The 19,060-nt window shown below is 56.9% G+C and carries 13 protein-coding genes; 5 read left to right on the top strand and 8 right to left on the bottom strand.

All coding sequences use genetic code 11. From position 1 onward, the window contains the following. Positions 1 to 384: 384 nt before the first annotated feature. Positions 385 to 1,368, top strand: a complete 984-nt coding sequence (gene galE, locus Poly41_RS28665) for a UDP-glucose 4-epimerase GalE (protein ID WP_146530807.1) — start codon at positions 385 to 387, stop codon at positions 1,366 to 1,368. On the opposite strand, the gene Poly41_RS28660 is transcribed toward galE, so the two are convergent. From Poly41_RS28660 to Poly41_RS28640, 5 genes are all read right to left on the bottom strand, one after another. Next, on the bottom strand, positions 1,304 to 2,188 hold the full coding sequence (locus Poly41_RS28660) for a serine aminopeptidase domain-containing protein (protein WP_146530806.1): 885 nt from the start codon (positions 2,186 to 2,188) through the stop codon (positions 1,304 to 1,306). The two genes, galE and Poly41_RS28660, sit on opposite strands and share 65 nt — an antisense overlap. Then, positions 2,185 to 4,818 carry an amino acid adenylation domain-containing protein gene (locus Poly41_RS28655; protein WP_146530805.1) on the bottom strand — a complete coding sequence of 878 codons (2,634 nt, stop codon included), beginning with the start codon at positions 4,816 to 4,818 and terminating at the stop codon, positions 2,185 to 2,187. Before Poly41_RS28655 ends, Poly41_RS28660 begins: the two co-directional genes overlap by 4 nt. A 3-nt stretch (positions 4,819 to 4,821) precedes the next feature. Beyond that, positions 4,822 to 6,162 carry a diaminobutyrate--2-oxoglutarate transaminase gene (gene ectB / locus Poly41_RS28650; protein WP_146530804.1) on the bottom strand — a complete coding sequence of 447 codons (1,341 nt, stop codon included), beginning with the start codon at positions 6,160 to 6,162 and terminating at the stop codon, positions 4,822 to 4,824. Positions 6,163 to 6,425: 263 nt separating this feature from the next. Next, positions 6,426 to 7,718 carry a DUF1501 domain-containing protein gene (locus Poly41_RS28645; protein WP_146530803.1) on the bottom strand — a complete coding sequence of 431 codons (1,293 nt, stop codon included), beginning with the start codon at positions 7,716 to 7,718 and terminating at the stop codon, positions 6,426 to 6,428. A gap of 11 nt (positions 7,719 to 7,729) precedes the next feature. Continuing rightward, positions 7,730 to 9,739 carry a DUF1549 and DUF1553 domain-containing protein gene (locus Poly41_RS28640; protein WP_146530802.1) on the bottom strand — a complete coding sequence of 670 codons (2,010 nt, stop codon included), beginning with the start codon at positions 9,737 to 9,739 and terminating at the stop codon, positions 7,730 to 7,732. A gap of 312 nt (positions 9,740 to 10,051) precedes the next feature. Between Poly41_RS28640 and Poly41_RS28635 the strand changes: the two genes are divergently transcribed. The 3 genes from Poly41_RS28635 (at position 10,052) to Poly41_RS28625 (ending at position 14,572) form a co-directional block, all read left to right on the top strand. Next, complete coding sequence (locus tag Poly41_RS28635; protein WP_146530801.1) at positions 10,052 to 12,211, top strand: tetratricopeptide repeat protein; 2,160 nt, start codon at positions 10,052 to 10,054, stop codon at positions 12,209 to 12,211. 13 nt (positions 12,212 to 12,224) lie between these two features. Continuing rightward, positions 12,225 to 13,346, top strand: a complete 1,122-nt coding sequence (ribD, locus tag Poly41_RS28630) for a bifunctional diaminohydroxyphosphoribosylaminopyrimidine deaminase/5-amino-6-(5-phosphoribosylamino)uracil reductase RibD (RefSeq protein ID WP_146530800.1) — start codon at positions 12,225 to 12,227, stop codon at positions 13,344 to 13,346. Positions 13,347 to 13,645: 299 nt separating this feature from the next. Next, positions 13,646 to 14,572 carry a hypothetical protein gene (locus tag Poly41_RS28625; protein ID WP_146530799.1) on the top strand — a complete coding sequence of 309 codons (927 nt, stop codon included), beginning with the start codon at positions 13,646 to 13,648 and terminating at the stop codon, positions 14,570 to 14,572. Positions 14,573 to 14,624: 52 nt separating this feature from the next. On the opposite strand, the gene Poly41_RS28620 is transcribed toward Poly41_RS28625, so the two are convergent. From Poly41_RS28620 to Poly41_RS28610, 3 genes are all read right to left on the bottom strand, one after another. Then, positions 14,625 to 15,509, bottom strand: a complete 885-nt coding sequence (locus tag Poly41_RS28620) for a dihydroorotate dehydrogenase electron transfer subunit (RefSeq protein WP_146530798.1) — start codon at positions 15,507 to 15,509, stop codon at positions 14,625 to 14,627. 6 nt (positions 15,510 to 15,515) lie between these two features. After that, a complete protein-coding gene (locus tag Poly41_RS28615) occupies positions 15,516 to 16,700 on the bottom strand; it encodes a pseudouridine synthase (protein WP_146530797.1) in 1,185 nt (394 codons plus the stop codon). Between the two features lie 84 nt (positions 16,701 to 16,784). Continuing rightward, positions 16,785 to 17,051 (bottom strand): membrane or secreted protein, encoded by a 267-nt coding sequence (locus Poly41_RS28610; protein ID WP_231616025.1) that lies wholly within the window; start codon positions 17,049 to 17,051, stop codon positions 16,785 to 16,787. Between the two features lie 558 nt (positions 17,052 to 17,609). On the opposite strand from Poly41_RS28610, the gene tatC reads away from it, so the two are divergent. Continuing rightward, positions 17,610 to 18,695, top strand: a complete 1,086-nt coding sequence (gene tatC / locus Poly41_RS28605) for a twin-arginine translocase subunit TatC (protein ID WP_231616024.1) — start codon at positions 17,610 to 17,612, stop codon at positions 18,693 to 18,695. Positions 18,696 to 19,060 lie beyond the last annotated feature (365 nt).

The raw sequence follows: 19,060 nt of genomic DNA, 5'->3' as shown, positions 1-19,060 counted from the left end.
CGGATGCGAATCAAGCTACCGCTCGAATCACGTTGGCCCGCTCCCGTTGGTCGCTAGGATCGTGTTGTGATCACACCAAAATGGGTGACAATTGCCATCGGCAAACCCCGTGTCTCTGCCTTGCGCCGGATGATTTGGCGTACCTCTTTTGCTTGTCTCCGTGAGCTTCACACGCCAGAAAAACCGTGGGCATACACGCAAAAAATGGAACGACTGGGGTTTTGATTTTCCCCAACCCTACTTGTGGTGTTGGCAGAGGGCACGATTTGCCCTTATCCTGCATCGTCCTTCGTGAACTCGGCGATCATGATTCCGAGATCCACACCGCGTTTTTCATGGTTTGGCGATTCAACCCTTCCCAGGATTCCAGAAAGTACGATTGAGATGAATGTTCTAGTAGTAGGTGGTGCTGGTTATATCGGGTCGCATGCGGTTCGATTGTTGATGGATGCCGGGCATACGGTGACGGTTTTTGATAATCTGTCGCGCGGCCACCGGGCTGCAGTCCCCGCAGGGATGTTGGTCGAAGGCGAGTTGTCGGATCATCCTAAAGTGGTCCAAACGTTGAAAGCGAAGAAAATCGACGCGGTGATGCACTTTGCGGCTTTCGCGCTCGTGAACGAGTCGGTCAATGATCCCGCATTGTACTACCGCAACAACATCATCGACGCGGTGGAATTGCTCGACGCCATGCGTGAAGCGGATGTCAAGAAGATTGTCTTCAGCAGCACCACGGCGACCTACGGCGAACCGGACAAGGTGCCGATTCCGGAAACCACTCCGCAGAATCCGATCAATCCGTATGGATTCACGAAGTTGGTCTTCGAGCACGCCTTGGCCGACTATGCTGCGGCGTATGGCATTGGCTACGCGGCGCTGCGTTACTTCAACGCCGCCGGTGCCCGTCCCGATGGGTCGATTGGGGAAGACCACGATCCGGAATCGCATTTGATTCCGATCGTGTTGCAGGTGGCACTTGGGCAACGCGAGTCGATCACGATTTTTGGTGACGATTATGCGACCGAAGACGGAACGTGTGTTCGCGACTATATCCACGTTGATGACCTCGGAGCCGCCCACTTGTTGGCGCTCGACAAAATCGAATTAGGCAAGGGCTTGTGTGTCAACCTAGGAACGGGACGAGGCACCAGTGTCCGGGAAATTATCGAAGCGTGCCGCGAGGTGACTGGGCATGCGATTCCTGAGGTGATGGGGCCGCGACGTGAGGGGGACCCCTCGGAGCTGATTGCCGATGCTCGGTTGGCCAAACAGTTGCTCGGTTGGCAACCTAAATACACCGACGTTAAATCGATTGTGGAAACCGCGTGGAAGTGGCATCAGTCGCACCCTCATGGATACGGCAGTTGACCATCGCTTGGATCTGCTGGCGAACGTGCTCCCCCAAACGCTCGCGATCTTCACAAAGAAACGCAACGTGATCGATCTCGGGATAAAAATGAGTGGAGACGCCAGGTGCGTCCGCGAGTTCAGGAAACATGTCAGCGAACTGTCCCGCGTGGTTGTAGTAGTCGCTGACGCCACCGGTGTAGACAAAATGGAGTTGAGTCCCTTGGTCGGCTAACGCCCGCAGCTGCGTTGCCGCAATGTCGCGGGAGGGAAACTCGCGAATGTCGGTTCCTGGGCCAAGCGACTTGGGGCACTCGGTTGTTTTTCGGAACGGACGGCTCAGGAAGCGGAGCCATATGGTTGGCCGAAGCAGACGACGCAGGTAGTGGTCTTTGATTCGGTGCCAAAAGTGCTTCGCGGTCGCATAACCGCAACCGTCCATCGCGACGACGCCAACAATTCGAGGATCCTGGTTGGCGGTATGGATTGCATCGTCGGCTCCACTGCACAGACCGAATAGGATGATCTTCGTAATGCCATGATTGCGTGAGAGCCAATCGATCGCTTGCCCCAGTTCATCGGCAGCTCGATCGATGGATCGACCAGCGGTTCCAATTCCAAAGCTCTCGCCAATCCCCGAAAGATCGAAGCGGAGTGAGGCGATGCCATCCGAAGCGAGCCCCCGAGCAAGGTCCACATGCAACCGAAACGGTCCCGCATGATGGAGCACTCCGGGCGTGACGAAGATCACGGCGGTGGTGGAATCGAGTGTTTTTTCCGGGCAGCACCAGATCCCAAGCAGGTGATCGTGGCGTCCCATCACAATGGCTTGTTCGGTCACTTCGAGGACTCCCGTTGCAGCAGCGAGGCGATTACACGGTAACTCTGAGGCGATGAGAAGGCACTTTCCGTGTATCGCTCGTCTTCCCAGTCAATGGTGTCTGCCACTCGGTGGACCGTCGGTTGTCGGTCGAGCCAATGCTGTTCCTCGATCGAAGCGAACGCCCCATCGGTCAAAACCAGGGGAAACGATCGATCAAGTTCCCGCAGCTCGAGTGCCGAGAGGCTTTGCCGTTTTTCCGTCGTCATCAGGTGCCCGTAGGATTGGTCGATTGCACTGGCTCGACGGACCTTGTTGAACCGAGTCAATCCACGCAGTTGTCGACGATGAAAGCGGTCAAACCTTCGCAACATCGACTTGCCGCAGTACACGGGGTCCCATAGTACGCACTGCTCGAACACGGGACGCGGTAGTGACGCCAGCGCCGTCGCGCCAAGACGAAGTCCGACCGCGAACACATGGCTTGCCTGAGTACGCCTGAGCAGGTAGCCATGGGCATCGATGATATTCTTTGTCATCCGATCGGCGGTGAACTCGCCGCAATCACCCTCTGAATTACCGCTGCCGGCGAAATCGAAACGGAGCACGTCGAAACCCAGCTGACTCAATTGCACGGCCAACTGCTGCAGGTTGCGGTAACTGCGAGCGTATTCATGCCCCATCGGGTGGCACAGTACCACCGCTTGGCCGCGTGCATCGTTTCTCGGGCGGTAGTGAACGAAGTAAAGTTGGTGCAGATCGCTCGGGAAGAACCCTGTTTCGACAAGCGGCAAGCGTTCACGCAGTCGACGTGTGTCGGATGCGATCGGGTGCGTTTCTGTCTGACCAAGCAAACGTCGCAAATGTCCCGCCAAGGTAGCGACCGTTGGATTCGCGAAAAAATCGCGTACGGGCAATTCAATCTTCATCTCGGTCGTCAACTTTGCGACCAAGCGGGTGACCAGCAGTGAGCTGCCACCGAGCAGAAAAAAGTCCTCATGAATGCCAATCTCCGGCACGTTCAACACGTCTTGCCAGAGGTCGACAAGTCGCCGTTCCAAGTCATCACGCGGCATTGTTGCATCGCCATCGTGAGCGACAACACATTGGTTGGGACTTGGAAGCGCCGCCCGGTCGATTTTGCCGTTGATGGTTTTGGGAAACGACTCGATGAAAATGTAGCGATTTGGAATCATGTAACGTGGCAAGGAATCGCGAAGGGATTCACGAAGTCCGCCTGCCGAGAGCGTCGCTTTGCCGCAAGCCACGTAAGCCATCAAGAACTTGTCGCCGTCGACTTCGTCATGGACAACCAAGGATCCTAGGACGTCATGCGCCCGGTCAATCACGGCTTCGATCTCACCGGGTTCGATGCGATAGGATCCGAGTTTGATTTGATGGTCAACGCGACCGGCAAAATCGAGGTTGCCGTCGGGTAACCAGCGAGCGAGGTCGCCGGTCAGGTAGATCCGTTGGATTTCGCCATCGATTGACGTTTCGACAAATGCGGATTCGGTCAGTTCGGGGCGATTCAAGTATCCTTTCGCCAATCCGGCACCCCCGATGACCAGTTGCCCGGTTGCATTTCCTTGAACCGGTCGCAATTGATCGTCGAGGATGTAGGCCGTGTAGTGTTTCAGTGGCTTGCCAATCGGCATCTGTGCCGCGTTAAATGCCTCGTCAGGAATATAGACCGTCGCGGTCACCGTGGTTTCGGTTGGACCGTATGCATTGCACCAAAGCACACTGTGGTCGCACACCGATTGCCAACGTCGGTAATGTTCGACGGACACCTTTTCACCGGTGGCAATCATCAATCGAATGCATTTCGGTACGCGATCACGAGTTGCAACCATCAGGTCAACCCAACTGTGCCAATAGGCCGTCGCCAAATGAACCGCGGTCACTTCAAATTGCTCAATGATCGCGGACAACTCGTTGGCGTGTTCGGCACGCGCTCGAGGTCGAATGACGATGCACCCACCGGTCAACAGCGGTGGGAAAATTTCTTCGATCGCAATGTCAAAGCACAATGTTGAAAACTGAAGCGTGCGATCCTTCTCGGTCAACTGGTAGCATTCGATGTCTGCGTCACAATAAGCCGCCAACGCCGAATGTGGGATCTGGACCCCCTTGGGTTTGCCTGTGGAGCCCGAGGTGTACATCACGTACGCCACGTCCTCGGGTTGCAGACGAGGAGGTTCGTTTACGAGGTTGGCGGTCGATTGATGCCGGATGCTTTTGTCACAATCCAACCAAGACACTGCGTGCTTGCGGAATTGCGGTTGGTAGTGCGAGTGCCCGATGATGAACTCAATCGATGCATCGGCAATCATGAAGCTGAGTCGGTCGCTTGGTAATTCAGGATCCAGCGGCACGAAGGCGGCGCCGGTTTGCATGACGCCCAACATCGCTGCAATCGCCTCGGCGGATCGATCGACACACAGCCCGACGTGATCGCCACGGCCAACTCCGGCATCCATCAACCGTTCGGCAAAAACGCGAGCCGATTGGTCCAATTCTTGGTACGTCCATTCCACGCCATCGCTGATGATCGCAACATGATCGGGCGTGCGAGATCGTTGTTGTGCCCACCACACGGGAAGACCGATTGGCTCGAGCGAATGTTCGGCGGGTTGAGATCGCGACATCGACTAGTTTGACCCCTGCAACGAAGACGCGCCGGTTGGCATGGCGAGATTCGGAAACACGACGGCGGTCGAGGCCGGTTTCTCGCTGACCGTCGGGATCGATGCCATCGTTTGACGAATCGACGAATCGAGAATCTTCAATCCTTGGTCCAACAACGCCATCGGTATGGTCAGTGCGGGCATGACCTTCAACACCTGGTCTTTGTTCCCCGAAGCTTCGATCAACAATCCGGCTTTGAATGCACGGCGAATGACTTCGCTCGCCAGATCTCCTCGTTTTACGTCGATGCCCCAGATCAATCCGCGCCCCCGGCATTCGAATCCTGCATCGCGGTGTCGATGGCAGATTTGCTCCATCCGCTGGCGGACTCGTTCACTTCGAACCGCGATCTCGGTTTCGAACTTCGGATCCGCCCAATGCCGCAGTACGGCTGTCGCCGCGACGAATGCGAGGTTATTGCCTCGGAAAGTTCCCGTATGTTCGCCGGGATTCCAGGTGTCCCTTTCAGGGCGAATCAAAAGCAGGGACATCGGTAACCCGCCGCCAATTGATTTTGACAAGCAAACCAAATCGGGCGTAATGCCAGCACGCTCGAAGCTAAAGAAGGTGCCAGTGCGTCCGTTGCCCACTTGGATGTCATCGATGATCAATCGAATATCGTGTTCTTCGCAGATCGATGCGATCCGGCGAAGCCAGGCGTCACTCGCCACGTTGATCCCACCTTCGCCTTGAACAGTTTCCAGGATCACCGCCGCTGGCATCGGTAACCCGCTGCTACGATCTTGCAGCATCTTGGCCAAGATCTCGGAAGTATCTTGATCGTCCAAATAGCCATCGAAAGGCAGGTGTGTCACATTGTTGTGTGACCCATAGGATTCGCTGTGGTAGTACTGGTTTGCGGTCAATGCCAGCGAGCCAAGGGAATGGCCGTGGTAGCCCCCCGTAAAAGCGATCACGTGTGATCGGCCCGTCTGTTTTCGAGCCAGTTTGATTGCGGCTTCAACGGCATTCGTTCCCGTCGGTCCGGTGAACTGGATACGATACTGCAACCCACGCGGCCGCAGGATCAGACGGTCAAACGTGTCGAGGAAGTCCACTTTGGCAACGGTGGCCGTATCGAGTGAGTGCTGCACTCCATCTCGCTCGATGTAGTCAAGCAGGGCCGCCTTTGCTTTTCGAGGGTTGTGACCATAGTTGAGCGACCCGGCGCCGCAGAAGAAGTCGATGTAGGTTTTGCCCGCCGTGTCGGTCAATGTCGAACCGACGGCGGATTGGAAAACGGTTGGAAACAGTCTCGCATAACCGCGGACATTCGATTCAATACGTTCAATCGTCGTTTGCATTTCAGACCGGCTCCGCCAAGGCATTTTGATGAGGAGAGCTTTGTCGTTTCCGAACAAAACGTTCCTCACAACCTAGTTCGGTTGTCGGAGCGATCAAAACTCGTCGGCCGCGATAAGCCGAAAGCCAGCCATTCGCCGATCCATTGGGACGGATTAATCGGTTTCTGCCGTTTTGGATGCCGCTGGGGGAGCCACGCCGTGGGGCGTCCTTAAGCCAGCCACGCCGTGAGGCGTCCTTAAGCCAGCCACGCCATGAGGCTTCTTTAAGCCAGCAAGGCCTCGACCGGTTTCCCATCACCGCCGATCTTGAACGGGCGCCCGTTGGGGGCATAGCGTTCCTCGGTATACGGCAATCCGGCTGCTGCCGCGATCGTTTTGTTGAAGTCGGCCACCGACACGGAGTCGCTTTCGACCGACGTGCCCGTCGCATCCGAGGCCCCGTAGACTTGCCCGCCTCGGATTCCCGCGCCTGCCAACAGACTGCAAAAGGCGCCCGGATGGTGATCACGTCCTGCGTTTGCATTGATCTCGGGTTTGCGGCCGAATTCGGTTGTGAGCACCACCAGGGTTTCCGACAACAAGCCTTTGCGGTGAAGATCGCGAAGCAGACTGCTCAGCCCGGTGTCCAATTGAGACGCCTTCTGATCGAGGCTGTCGTACAGCTGTTGATGCATGTCCCAGCCGCCGAAGTTCACCTCAACAAAACGAGCGCCACCTTGAACCAATCGTCGAGCAAGCAAACATCCTTGGCCAAAAGAATGATTCCCGTAAGCGTCGCGGACCTGTTGCGGTTCTTCAGCGATGTCGAAGGCTTTCAAGTGCTCACTGCCCATCAACTGTTTCGCCTCGGAGTAGAGTTGATTGTAGGCTTCCACTGCGCGGTTGCTGCGATCTTTTAGAAAGGCCTGATCGAATTTGCTTGCCAGCGTCAATCGACGATGGAACAGTTGCTCCGGCAGGTATTGCGGCAGCTTGATGTCCTGTAGCCCCGCCGAGGCCTTGGCAATCGGAACGGGCGACAAGGAGGCTTCGAGGAACCCTGCGCCTGGGTGTCGGTTGCTGCTGCCAATCAGATAGTTTCCGGGAAGGTGAGGGTTCAACCGGCCCCGTTCGGACAACATCCAAGCTCCCATCGCGGGATGGCGGATGCTGTTGAGCGGCTTGTAAGCGGTCCGCATCAGGTAGCGACCCTGCTCGTGAGCCCCCGTTTCGGTACTCAGCGATCGGACGACGGCAATCGCACCGGCTAAGTAGGCGAGTTTTGGGAACCGGTTTCCGTACTGAATGCCTGGGACTCGTGTTGCGATTGGTTTTGTTTCACCTGCTTCGTCCACGCCCACTTTGGGATCAAACGTGTCCAAATGCGACATCGCGCCATCCATGAACAAGTAGATCACGTGCTTGGCTTTTCCCGCTGCTAATGCGGGCGTCGCCTCCGCCTCGGAGAAAAGGGATGGCGAGCTGGCGGTGCCGGCAAACGAAACGCCGAGCGTTTGCTTGGCGATCGACTTGATGAACTCGCGGCGTTGTTGAGGGCTGTATTCAGGTCGAGCCATTGGTGAACTTCCTATTGAATGAACAAGAACTCTCGGGTGTTCAGCAACGACCACACGATATTGCCGTAGGCGACATTGTCATTTTCGAGCTGAGACAATTCGCGAGCCGCGATGGCGCGATCGGCGCCGTTGGGGCGTCGCGTCAACAGGCTGAGGAAAATCGCGTCGATTCGCTCGGAAACCTTATCGATCGCCATGACATGATCGACGATTGCAGAGCCCTCTTCGAGCATCACGTGGGTGATGGGGCCGTTGAACATTGCCAAGATTTGCGGAACCGTGGCGTCCGAATCGGCACCATTGATCGATTCACGATCTCCTTGCCCAAACTGGCGAAGAAAATGGTCGGCCGACTGGGGAGACGGCAACTCGCTGGCTCGGCACAAGACGTTACCTTGGTAGGCATGTTTGCGAATCGTTCGTAGGTAGGCTGGGCGATAGTAGGTTTCGGCAAAACGTTCGGATCGAGACAGGACATCGCTGTAGCTTTCTTTGCCAAAATCAATGTTGACAAGCGGCGCAAGGTCTTCCGCAGTCGGTCGCTGAAAGGGCCACGGATTGGTCACTGCCAACGTGAGGATCGAATCCCAAACCTGCTCTGCGGTCATCCGTCGAATCACAGGCCCTGGAAAATAGTAGGGTTCGCCACTGTTGAAGTCATAGTCGCTGGCTGTTCGTTGATAGGTCTTGCTGTAGAGGATCGTTCGCAGCAGTTGTTTGAGGTCGAACCCATCCCATTGCAGTTCTTCGCATAAATAATCCATCAACGGTTCATTGATGCAAGGATGTTCATAGCTAAAGTCATCGACCGGTTCCACTAACCCCACACCCAGAAAACGTTTCCACAGACGGTTGACGATCGTTTTGCTGAATTGCGGGTTGTCGGGACTGGTGACCCATGCGGCGAACTGTTCACGCAAGGAGCTGTGTTGGGCCGACGTGGGGATTTCTCCCCAAAGCACAGCAGGTTCCACGACCGTTTTCGGTTTGGCATCGTAGTAGGCATAGTCATGCGGTAGCCGCAGTTTGGATTTGACTTCCGAAACGTTGTAGGTGTTTGCACGAGCCATTCGCTGAAACGCCCCCGAGACGCGGCCATCGGTGGCTTGTTCTTTGGCTTGTTCAATCAGTACCGTCGCTGGATTCTTCTTCTCAAATCCGGGCGATCCTTTTTGGATCCGCGTGCGCACGCCCGTGGTATACGCCGCGAGTTGATAAAACTGGTACTGCGACCACTCATCAAAGGGGTGATCATGACACTGAGCGCATCCGACTTGGGTGCCCAAGAAGACGCGTACGGTGTTATCGATGTAGGGCAGCGGCATCCCATCATCTCGCAATTGGAACCCCGTTGCCGGGTTCTCCCAAACCTTGCCGTCGGCAGTCAGCATCTCGTAAACCCACTTGTCATAGGGTTTGTTGGTCCGAATCGAGTCCTTGACGTAAGCGAGAAAGGGCTCGGCGATGATGTTGGGTTGGGGGCGATCGACCAATCGCAACGTGTCGGCCCAGAAATTGAACTGGTTGCTGACATAATCGGGTGAGCCAAGCAAATCGTCGATCAGGTTTTCACGTCGATTGGGTTCGCTACTCGACAGGAAGGCTTCGCTTTCCGTCAACGTGGGGATGCGACCGGCAACGTCCAAGAAAACGCGACGTAGAAAGACCTCGTCGCTCGCGATTTCGTTCGGAAACTGCTTGTTCGACAACAGCGGACCGCGAACCAATTGGTCGATTCGTAGAGCGCCCGAGACTGCGGCGCTACGGCGAGATGCGATGACGGGCGTGACTTGCATCGCGACGGTTGACGAACTCCGGACACTCTGAGGCAATCGGATTTTGGGACGCGCTGGCGGCTTCTGCGTCGCTTGTTTCTTGGCCGGAGCCCGTTGCTGCTGGGCAAGGGAGACCTTGGGAGCCAAGGCGACGGTGAGGGCAAACAGCAAGACCGAGGCAACGATCCCAATGCGAAGCAGGCAGGGACGCAACTTCGCTGCATTACCATTTTGAATGCATTTCATGACAGCTAGGACGAAAAGTCGAGTGCGAAAAGACAAGGCCGAACGGATTTTCGAAGAGACCTCCCATTATAGCCCCCCGCGAAGCCATGTGGCGAATCAACCCACTTTGCCTTCAAAAACGGGGCGGTGATCTAAGAAACGGGGTAACGGGGGGGACGCCGCTTTCTGAGATTTCCTCCCTTTTTTGATCTCCTCCTTCTCTGCCGGGGGCGTCCGGGGGTTCAGGCCTGCGGGTCAAACATGGTAAATTCCTGATTCTCCGATAGGACACGCGTCCCCAAAACCACTTCCACGTTGAAATACAGATAACTGATGTCAGTCGACCAATATGCAAACTGCCCCTGCGGCAGTGGAAAGAAAATCAAGTTCTGCAAGTGCAAGGATTCTGTCAGCGAGCTTGACCGCGTGCTGAAAATGGTCGACGGTGGACAAATCGTCCCCGCTCTGGACCGGCTGGCCACGATTTTGCAAGAGCATCCCGACGCTGCTTGGGCGTTAGCGATTCGTGGTCGCTTGTTGCTGGATTTGCGAGAATATGGATCGTTGGCTGAAAATGCCGACCGGTTCATCCGGCTCCAACCAAGCAATCCACTTGCGTTGACCCAACGCGCTGCGGCTCAAGTCTTTAGCGGCGATGTCGATGCGGCCACCGGATCGATGCTCGAGGCGCTCACCGAGAGTGGGCGTGAGGTGGATTCGTTCGTCTTGGACGTCTCTTCTGCGGTCGCATTTTTCTTGGCGCAAAAAGGCGTCTACCTGACCGCCCGCGTCTACGCCAGTTTGTCGATGATGGCAACCGGATACGAAGGCAGCCAAATGTCAGCATCGCTGTTGCGAGAACTGAATGGTTCGGCAACGCTCAATCAACTTCTCAAATCGGTCCCCAAGGCGATTGCGCGACCCAGTGATGCGGAATGGGGCGAACGTTATGACGAGGCGGCGACCCTGCTGCGCAGCAACAAGGTGCTGTTGGCGGAATCGAAGTTTGAATCACTTAAACGGACCTGCGCCCAGGAACCAGCGATCTTATCAGGATTGTTGACCTGTGCGATTTGGCGAGGTGACATCGCGGCACAAAGCAATTACTGCAAAAAATTGTCAGCCTGCGAGTCGATCGACTTCGAAGATCGTGTGCAATACCGTGCGTTGTCCTGCTTGGTGAATCCCGAGGATCGCGACATGACGACGGAAACGTGCCGTGTCACGGTCGATATCGAGAAGGCGGATGAGGTCGAAATCGCCATGACGGCGGATGCACGCTTTGTCGCGTTGCCCGCCGAAATGATGTCGCAAATGCGAGAGAGCGAAGACGATGTTCCCCCGCGTAGTGGCTTCCAGATTCTTGATCGCGATCGTCCCGAGTCCCTCGACGGGTTGCCGCCGATTGACCAGGTCCCGGAGGCTCTGGGAATTGTGTTGGTCTTCGGAAAGCAAACCGATCGTGCGGCTCACGTCGATGTCTTGGACGTTCGTGCGGTCGACGTCGAGCAAGTGAAAACGCATTTGAAGTACGCGATCGGCGATACAGCGGAAATCGGCGTCGACCCAAGCGATCCGTTGCCGTTGGTCGTCGCCACGCAGCCCCAAGTTGCGATGATTCGCTTCAAAACGAAACCCGCGGAAGCGGAGCAAATGCAGAGCAAGCTTGTTGAGCAGCGGTTGCCGCAATCGATCGCGTCGACCAAGTTGGCGATTCTCGGTGATGCTTCGTTGATTGAGACCGCCGAAGATGCATCGAAGCTGTTCGAGAGAACGGTAGTAATGCGCGTCGTCGAGCAATACGATGCGATTGTTTCCAAATCGGAGGATTGTTTGTCCAAGGTCTACGCGTTGGCCAAACTCGAACCGCTCCCCACGATCCATTTGACCAACGAGCAAATTGAAACGGTAGCCAATACCGACTTGAACCGTATCGATTCTGCTGAACTGAACGAGGATTCGTGCCTGTATTTGCTACAACGAGCGCAACAGATTTCAGCAACTCCGGCCGTTCGGCAGTTTGCCAAACGGATCATCGACGCGGAATTGCCGGCCGAAATGCAGATGGCAAAGATGTTGGCTTACCAAACGTTGATCAACGCTGCCAGCGGCAACGCAGAGGCGCTTCGCACGCTTGAAGAAGCCAAGGCGTTTGCCGAAGCCAACAGTTTGCCGAGTGCGAGTTTGCTGTTGAGCGAAGTCGGATTGCGTTTGCAAGCAGGCGATGGCGAAGGTTTTCAGCAAGCGATCGCAACCCTGACGACGCGTCATAGCAACGAGCCCGAAGTGATGGCGCAGTTGCAACAGATGTTGATGTCCTACGGATTGATTCGCCCAGACGGCTCGCCGCGGCAAGCCCCGCCCAACGCGGGCGCTGCACCGGCCGCCGAATCGGGCGGCGGGCTGTGGACCCCCGACAATCCGACTGCGGCACCTTCCGCTCCCTCTCAAGGCGATGGGGGGAGCAAGTTATGGGTTCCCGGCATGGATTAAAAGGGCGATTGCGATGAATGATGCTGTACTCCACTGCGAATCCGAGCCGAGTGATGCGGAATTCATGCGTTTGGCGTTGCAGCTGGCCGAGCAAGGACGCGGGTATGTCGAACCGAATCCAATGGTCGGTTGTGTGATCGTTCGTGGTGGCAAGGTCATCGGCCAGGGTTTTCACGAGCGATTTGGTGAAGCACACGCGGAGGTAAACGCGCTTCGCTCCTGCGGTGATCCATCGGGGGCGACCGTGTATGTCACGTTAGAGCCCTGTTGTCATTTTGGCAAAACGCCACCTTGCACTCATGCGCTGATCGAAGCCGGAGTGCGACGGGTTGTCGTTGCGATGGGGGATCCGTTTGATCAGGTCAATGGCGGCGGACTGACCGATTTGCAACAAGCGGGAATCGAAACCGTGTCCGGGGTGATGGACGCCGAAGCTCGTGAGTTGAACATCGCCTACCTGAAACGAATCCAAACCGGTCGGCCCTGGTGCGTCGCGAAATGGGCGATGACGGTCGATGGACGGATTGCAACCACGATTGGTCAAAGCCAATGGATCACGGGTGACGAATCACGGTGTGACGTCCACCAACTTCGCGGCCGATCCGATGCGATCCTCGTCGGGATGGGGACGGTGCTGGCGGACGACCCCCTGTTGACTGCTCGTCCAGCGGGTCCTCGCACCGCCACCCGAGTCGTGTTTTGCTCACGCAGAGTACCAGACGCGTCGTCAAAATTGATCCAATCCGCCCGAGACATTCCGCTGTTATTGATCGCTTCGGAGTCACTTGGTGACGAGTCTTTGAATCCGCTGGAGCAACTTGGAGCCACCGTATTTCGCTGCGGAACCGCCGACCCCGTGGAAGGGGTCCGCGAAGCGGTCGCTCATCTTGGTTCGTTGGGCATGACCAATGTGATCGTCGAAGGGGGTGGGGAATTGCTGGGCAGCTTTGTGCAGTCTGGCCAAATTGATGAATACCATGTCTACATGGGGGCCAAGGTGTTCGGTGGTCGAACGGCGCCGGGGCCCATCGGTGGTCCCGGGTTCGAGCAACTCACCGACGCCGTTGCCCTGCGGCTGATCCGTACCGCGCAGATCGGCGAGGACGTGAAACTGGTTTATCGGGGTGGCTGCTGAAAACTGGCATTGACAGCCGTTGACAGCAGTTCTTAGGGTCCGCCAGTGGAATCGAGATTGCTGACGAAAGGTGCGAATTTGTTTGCTTTTTTGTCATTTCTGTTCGATTCGTCCAGTCAAAATATCCGAACTAGCTAAAGATGAGCGATTGTTCGGGATCTAGTGGTTCAAGGTAGGCAGGGATGCTCAGAAAACTTGCGAAAAACCGAAGCGTTTGGAAAAACAGTCGACGGGTCCGTCGTTTTCTCGTGACGACTTGCTTGGCAACGACCTGCTTGTCTCTGGGATGCCGGAGCAGCATGCGGCCCTTTAGCATGTTCGCGCGGCGGAGTGAACCGTCGGCCGAAGCGCTAGCGGGTACCGGACCGACGACCACGTACCCGGCACCGCCGAGTGCTTCGGCGAATCCCGAAGCGATCGCTTCGGTTGCTGGCGGCACGGCAACCCCGAAAACGGCGGCGGGAAGTTTACCTACCGACAAGATTGCCGGGCTCGACATTTCACCGGGTTATGCCGCCCCCGCGTCGACCAACCCGTCCGCAGCACAAGCAAACGGATTCGGCGGAGCCCCGTCCTCTGCGGCCCCGTCCTCTGCTGCCCCGTCCTCTGCGGCGTCCTACGCGAGCACCAGCCCGACCGGCGCAACGACGTCAGGTTATCAATTCGGCAAGAAGTCGTTCACGCCGAAAACGACGGAACCGAGCCCGGACGCCACGTCCCCATCGGGGCTGCCTAGCGACAGCTACGCCGGTGCAGGACCTGGTTCAACGAACCGCTTCGCTGGGACCTCCGGTTTCCAAGCTCCACCGATGCAAACGCCTTCGAGCGACCCGCCGGGATTCGGCATGCCAAGCATGTCGGGCTACACCGCTCCCTCGTCGTATACACCTCCTTCGCTTGCCAACACCACGGCGACCGCACCGAGTTCCGGTCTTGGCGGATTCACGTTGCCTGACTCGCCGAGCACCAGCGCGGGCATCGGGGCACCGCCGGCAAGCTCGGCGATCACCTCCTCCATGGCTTCTTCCCTGCCGCCGGCGGCAGCGGTGCCCGAAGCACGAACGGCTGCGGCAGAATCGATCTCGGATGTCACGCCAAGTTACTCGCCACCGAGCATGTCAACCACGCCAAGCAGCGGCAGCGGTTACAGCCCTGGCAGCACCGGGAAAAGTTCGGCTTATCCGGGCACCAGCAGTTCGGGAAGCACCGGTTCGATCTACCGATAAGCAAACGGCGATGCCAAATTGGGCCAATCTCCACGCTCGCGGCGTTGTCGGACTACCAACAGATGTCTTTGGCGTCGAAGATGGGGCCCTCAACGCACGTTCGCTTATAGTCCCATGGCTCGGGGCCCTGTTGGCGAATTTTGGCGACGCAGGAAAAACAGATTCCGATCCCGCACGCCATGGGCGTTTCCATCGAAACATCACAGCTCACCGTGGGACCGGCGTTTTCGCAGACCTCGGCAACCTTTTCCATCATGATTTCAGGGCCACAGGTCGCGACGCGAATCTGCTCGCCAGGCGGCAATTGATTGAGCCGCGCCGCCAACACCTCGGGAACCAATTGCTTGAGGCCCTCCGAACCGTCGTCGGTGCAAAGGGTGACCTGAAACCCGGCCGCGCGAAAATCGTCGACGCCGGCCAGCAGCGATTTTCGCCTCGCGCCATAAATGAGTTCGACGTGCGGAGACCAGCCGCTGGATCGCACCGGATCACCAAAGCTCTGGCGAGCAAGGGCCTCGCGACCAAGCGTTAGCATCGGAGTTTGGCCAATACCGCCGACTGCCATGATCAATCGATCGCACGGTGTGTTGCGGAACCCGTTTCCAAGCGGCCCCCATACCGAGACGGCGGTCCCGAGTGGGGAGGCCGCCAAGGATCGTGTCATGACGCCTTTGCGGAGGTAAACCAAATCGATCCACGTCGGTGTGCCGCTGGGATCGCGAACAACGTCATAAACCGCCAACGCTCGGCCGATCAGTGGCGCGTTTCTACCTGCCAACCGAATCATCACGAATTGACCGGGCAACACCGAACTGGCAATCGTGGGCGCCGCAATCCGCAAACGGTAGGTGTGTTCTCCGACCAGCTCGTTATGTTCGATCGTCGAATGGACCTGGTTCATTCGGTCGGCATAGTGTTTGGCATGCAGTTTCGACATCCGTTGCTATCGTCCTCGCTTCTTCTTCGTGCTTCGTGGTGCTTTGCTTCGTGTCGCCTTGCCGGCTTTCGCGGTTGGCGGCTTCTTGGTGGCCCGCTTCATTGTCGCCCGCTTCTTCGTCGCCCGCTTACGCTCAGACGATTTTGCAGGTGGGCTCGTTTTTGCCGATGGCTCTTCGCCGCCGATCACGACGCCGCCCGTCGATTTGGGTTCATAATCGGGCGACCGATTGATGCGGACCTTGCTTTTCGCGGCGGGGCCTTTCGCAGCGGGGCCCTTCGCAGCAGGCTTGCCGCGGCTCGTCGATCGCGAATCCTTCGTTTTGGGACGTCCGCCGGATTGCGAACGACTGAGTGACTTTTTCGGCCCCCGTTTGGGGCGAGCTGCTTTTGTGGGCTTCGCGTCTGCAGTTTGACGCGACTGTTCCGCAGCATCGTGCAGCTTCTTAATCTCCTGGTGCGTCAAGACGCGATACGATCCAATCGGCATTTCCCCCAACCGAAGAGGCCCGATCGCGATCCGGCGCAGTTGCTGGACTTTGTGGCCGAGCCGGGCGAGGACACGACGGATCTCGCGGTTCTTGCCTTCGCGAAGCGTGATTTCCAGTTCGGTTGCCCGTGGCCGGCTTTTTAAGATCTTCGCTCCTTCGACCTTCACGTAGCCCTCAGCGATGTACATTCCTTTTTCCATCGACCGCATCGCCTCTGCGGTGATCTTGCCCGCGACGGTGACCCGGTAAACTTTGCGAATTTGGTACTTGGGATGTGCCAGTTGTTGGCCAAGGTCGCCATCGTTGGTCAGCAGAATCAGCCCTTCGCTGCTGCGGTCAAGCCGACCGACCGGGAAGACTCGCTCGGTTGGCGGAACCAAATCGATCACGCGAGGCCGGCCTTCGGGGTCGGAGTTCGTCGTCACGACGCCCGTCGGTTTGTTGACGGCGTAATAGACAAGCCGTTGCGGCTTCAGCGGAGTTCCGTCCACATAGATTTTGGCGGTCTTGGGATCGGCCGTCGTGCCAAGCTTGTCGACGATCGAACCGTTGACTTCAACACGCCCCTCGCTAATCAATTCTTCGCACTGCCGCCGGCTGCCGAATCCGGCCGTCGCAAGCAGTCGCTGCAACCGAATGGGTTTGTTTGGCTCAGCGGGTGGTTTCGAGGCGATTTTCTTCTTGGAAGAGCGGCGTGGCATGAGTGTTCTCGGGAATCGATAGTGATCTACCGATAGAACGTACCACAGCACCGATCGCTTGTGATGCGGGGGAGCGCAGGGCGTTTATCGCCCCAACCACGGCATCGCGTCGGGAATCAGCCGATTGCGGACGGGCTCCGGAAGCGGTTCTTGGTAGCTCGGGGGGCGCGAGGCGGCTTCAAAGGGAGCAATGTCGTTTTGGCAGTAGGGGTCGTGAACGATTGCGTTGGCTTGCTGTTGATTCATCGTCCCCGCTGGCGGAAACAGGCCCTGTCCACGGCATCCCGCAAGGGTTGCCAAGAGGGTGGCGGTCAACAGAATGGCCGAGGTGATGGGTAAAGAGTGTCGCATGCTTCCGATTCCATTGGATTGCCACAATTGCAGGGGAAGCCACCTGCCCCGTCGAGGCAGGCCGCGAAAACCCAGTTGTGGAGGGTACAAATTCAATCTGCTTCATGCCAAGGTCGATTTTTTTCCGTACGGGTTGTGCCGTAAGGGGAGGTCGCTTGGATTTTGGCACGCCGATCAGGATGGGACGGACCTTGGGTCCTTCCCAACGATTATCGAACGGACGAGGGCTACCCCCGAGTGGTCCTGGGAATTGCTAGCAAGAAAGCCGCTGGAGTGGTGTGGTCATGCCGCGTAGCGAGACTTTTTCGTGCTTTTGCGGTTCCTTCGCGGCGTTGCAGCACCTTCGTTTCAACATCGCCCGATTACAATCGAGGGACTTCCCCTCACTCGGCATCATTGGCCTCGGCCCAATCGGGTTTTCCGAGGCATTCGCCGAACAACCGGCCTGCGCCATTCCTTTGTTTCCTTACGGGCTTGAAGCAAACGGGGCTGGGATCAATCATGGTCGTCGTTCCAACCGCTTCCTACACACCCGCCTTCAACTGAAAATCAATCAACGTGGACCGACCGGCACTTCCCAAAGACGACCTTTTTGAAAACTCGACGATGACCTTTGGGGAGCACCTCGAAGAGCTTCGTGGCAGTTTGGTCAAGGCAATCATCTGGCTCTGCATTGGGTTGGCGGTCGGTTTGTTGTTTGCCAATCGGGTGGTTCGCTACATTCAAAAACCGCTTCAGGAGGCGATTCAGCAGTTCAATGCCGATCGAGACTTGACCAACCTGGGGTACACCGATCTGGATGCGGAGGAGATCCAACCTCTTCGTGACTTTTTGATGAATAGTGCGTTGATTTGGGAGTTGGTCTACGAATTGCCTGAAGAGTTGCAGGTGCTTGCGCCCAATGCGGTTGAGCCGATCGGGGCGGGTGCCGATACGAGTGAGGGCGATCTCGAGTCACCGCAATTGGTCGTCAAGCCGCACGAAATGAGCGAGTTGATTCGCAGGCTCCCCGATCCGTCGACCTTGAAGCCGAAAATTCAGCTGCGGCAAAGCAAGGCCAGCGTCAATGCGCTCAAGGTCGAAGAGTCGTTTATGATCTGGGTCAAGGCAGGGTTGATTGTCGGTGCGGTACTGGCATCGCCCATGATTCTGTATCACCTTTGGACGTTCGTCGCAGCTGGGTTGCATGCTCATGAACGACGTTACGTTTACTTGTACTTACCGATCAGTGTTGGGTTGTTCATTTCCGGCGTCGTGTTGGCGTTCTTCCTGGTGATGCACTACGTCCTGACCTTCTTGTTGGCCTTCAACGGCAGCATGGATGTCGGCGTGGACATGCGGTTGACGTACTATGTGAACTTTGTGCTGATGCTGCCATTGGGTTTTGGTATTGCCTTCCAATTGCCGTTGGTGATGTTGTTTTTACAGCGGATTGGTTTGTTTGAAACCGAAGCCTACATCAGCAGTTGGAAAGTGGCCGTGTTGGTGATTTTTGTCTTGTCCATGCTGTTGACCCCCGCTGACGTGACCAGCATGGTGGCGTTGGCGGTGCCTTTGATGTTCCTCTATTTCCTCGGCATTTTGATGTGCAAGTTCATTCCACGAGGTCGTGGGTTGGGAAGTGCCGCATACGATCCGGTTTAATCGAGGATTTCGCCCTCTCCTTCCCCCCGGGAGGTCGTGCAGTTTTTAAGTCGTGACGAACACAGTGTTTCGGTATCCAACCACCCCTGCCCGCGCAGCGGGAGGGGTCGAGCGCAGCGAGGGGGAGGGCCGGTATAGAAACCGTGCTGGAATTTCATGTTGTCATCGCAGCCTGTCTTCCCTCTCCCTCGCTTAGGCTCGACCTCTCCCAAAGGGCTCGTTGTACCACATAAGTTATACGCTTGAAAAATTTTTTGCACCTGGCCCAAAAGCGTTCCATGCGTTGGACAGGTCGTAGGATCTCTGGATTCCAACCCAAAGCGTTTGCGTCCCAGGATCGTTCTTTGGTCGATCGATGAAGCCGC

Source organism: Novipirellula artificiosorum, assembly GCF_007860135.1.
Lineage (GTDB): Bacteria > Planctomycetota > Planctomycetia > Pirellulales > Pirellulaceae > Novipirellula_A > Novipirellula_A artificiosorum.
This window is presented reverse-complemented; position numbering and strand designations above follow the sequence as displayed.

Bases quoted from the DNA above. Each gene is read 5' to 3' on its own strand.
- galE (WP_146530807.1), top strand. From the start codon at position 385: ATGAATGTTCTAGTAGTAGGTGGTGCTGGTTATATCGGGTCGCATGCG.
- Poly41_RS28655 (WP_146530805.1), bottom strand. From the start codon at position 4,818: ATGTCGCGATCTCAACCCGCCGAACATTCGCTCGAGCCAATCGGTCTT.
- ectB (WP_146530804.1), bottom strand. From the start codon at position 6,162: ATGCAAACGACGATTGAACGTATTGAATCGAATGTCCGCGGTTATGCG.
- Poly41_RS28645 (WP_146530803.1), bottom strand. From the start codon at position 7,718: ATGGCTCGACCTGAATACAGCCCTCAACAACGCCGCGAGTTCATCAAG.
- Poly41_RS28640 (WP_146530802.1), bottom strand. From the start codon at position 9,739: ATGAAATGCATTCAAAATGGTAATGCAGCGAAGTTGCGTCCCTGCCTG.
- Poly41_RS28635 (WP_146530801.1), top strand. From the start codon at position 10,052: ATGTCAGTCGACCAATATGCAAACTGCCCCTGCGGCAGTGGAAAGAAA.
- ribD (WP_146530800.1), top strand. From the start codon at position 12,225: ATGAATGATGCTGTACTCCACTGCGAATCCGAGCCGAGTGATGCGGAA.
- Poly41_RS28625 (WP_146530799.1), top strand. From the start codon at position 13,646: ATGCGGCCCTTTAGCATGTTCGCGCGGCGGAGTGAACCGTCGGCCGAA.
- Poly41_RS28620 (WP_146530798.1), bottom strand. From the start codon at position 15,509: ATGTCGAAACTGCATGCCAAACACTATGCCGACCGAATGAACCAGGTC.
- Poly41_RS28615 (WP_146530797.1), bottom strand. From the start codon at position 16,700: ATGCCACGCCGCTCTTCCAAGAAGAAAATCGCCTCGAAACCACCCGCT.
- Poly41_RS28610 (WP_231616025.1), bottom strand. From the start codon at position 17,051: ATGCGACACTCTTTACCCATCACCTCGGCCATTCTGTTGACCGCCACC.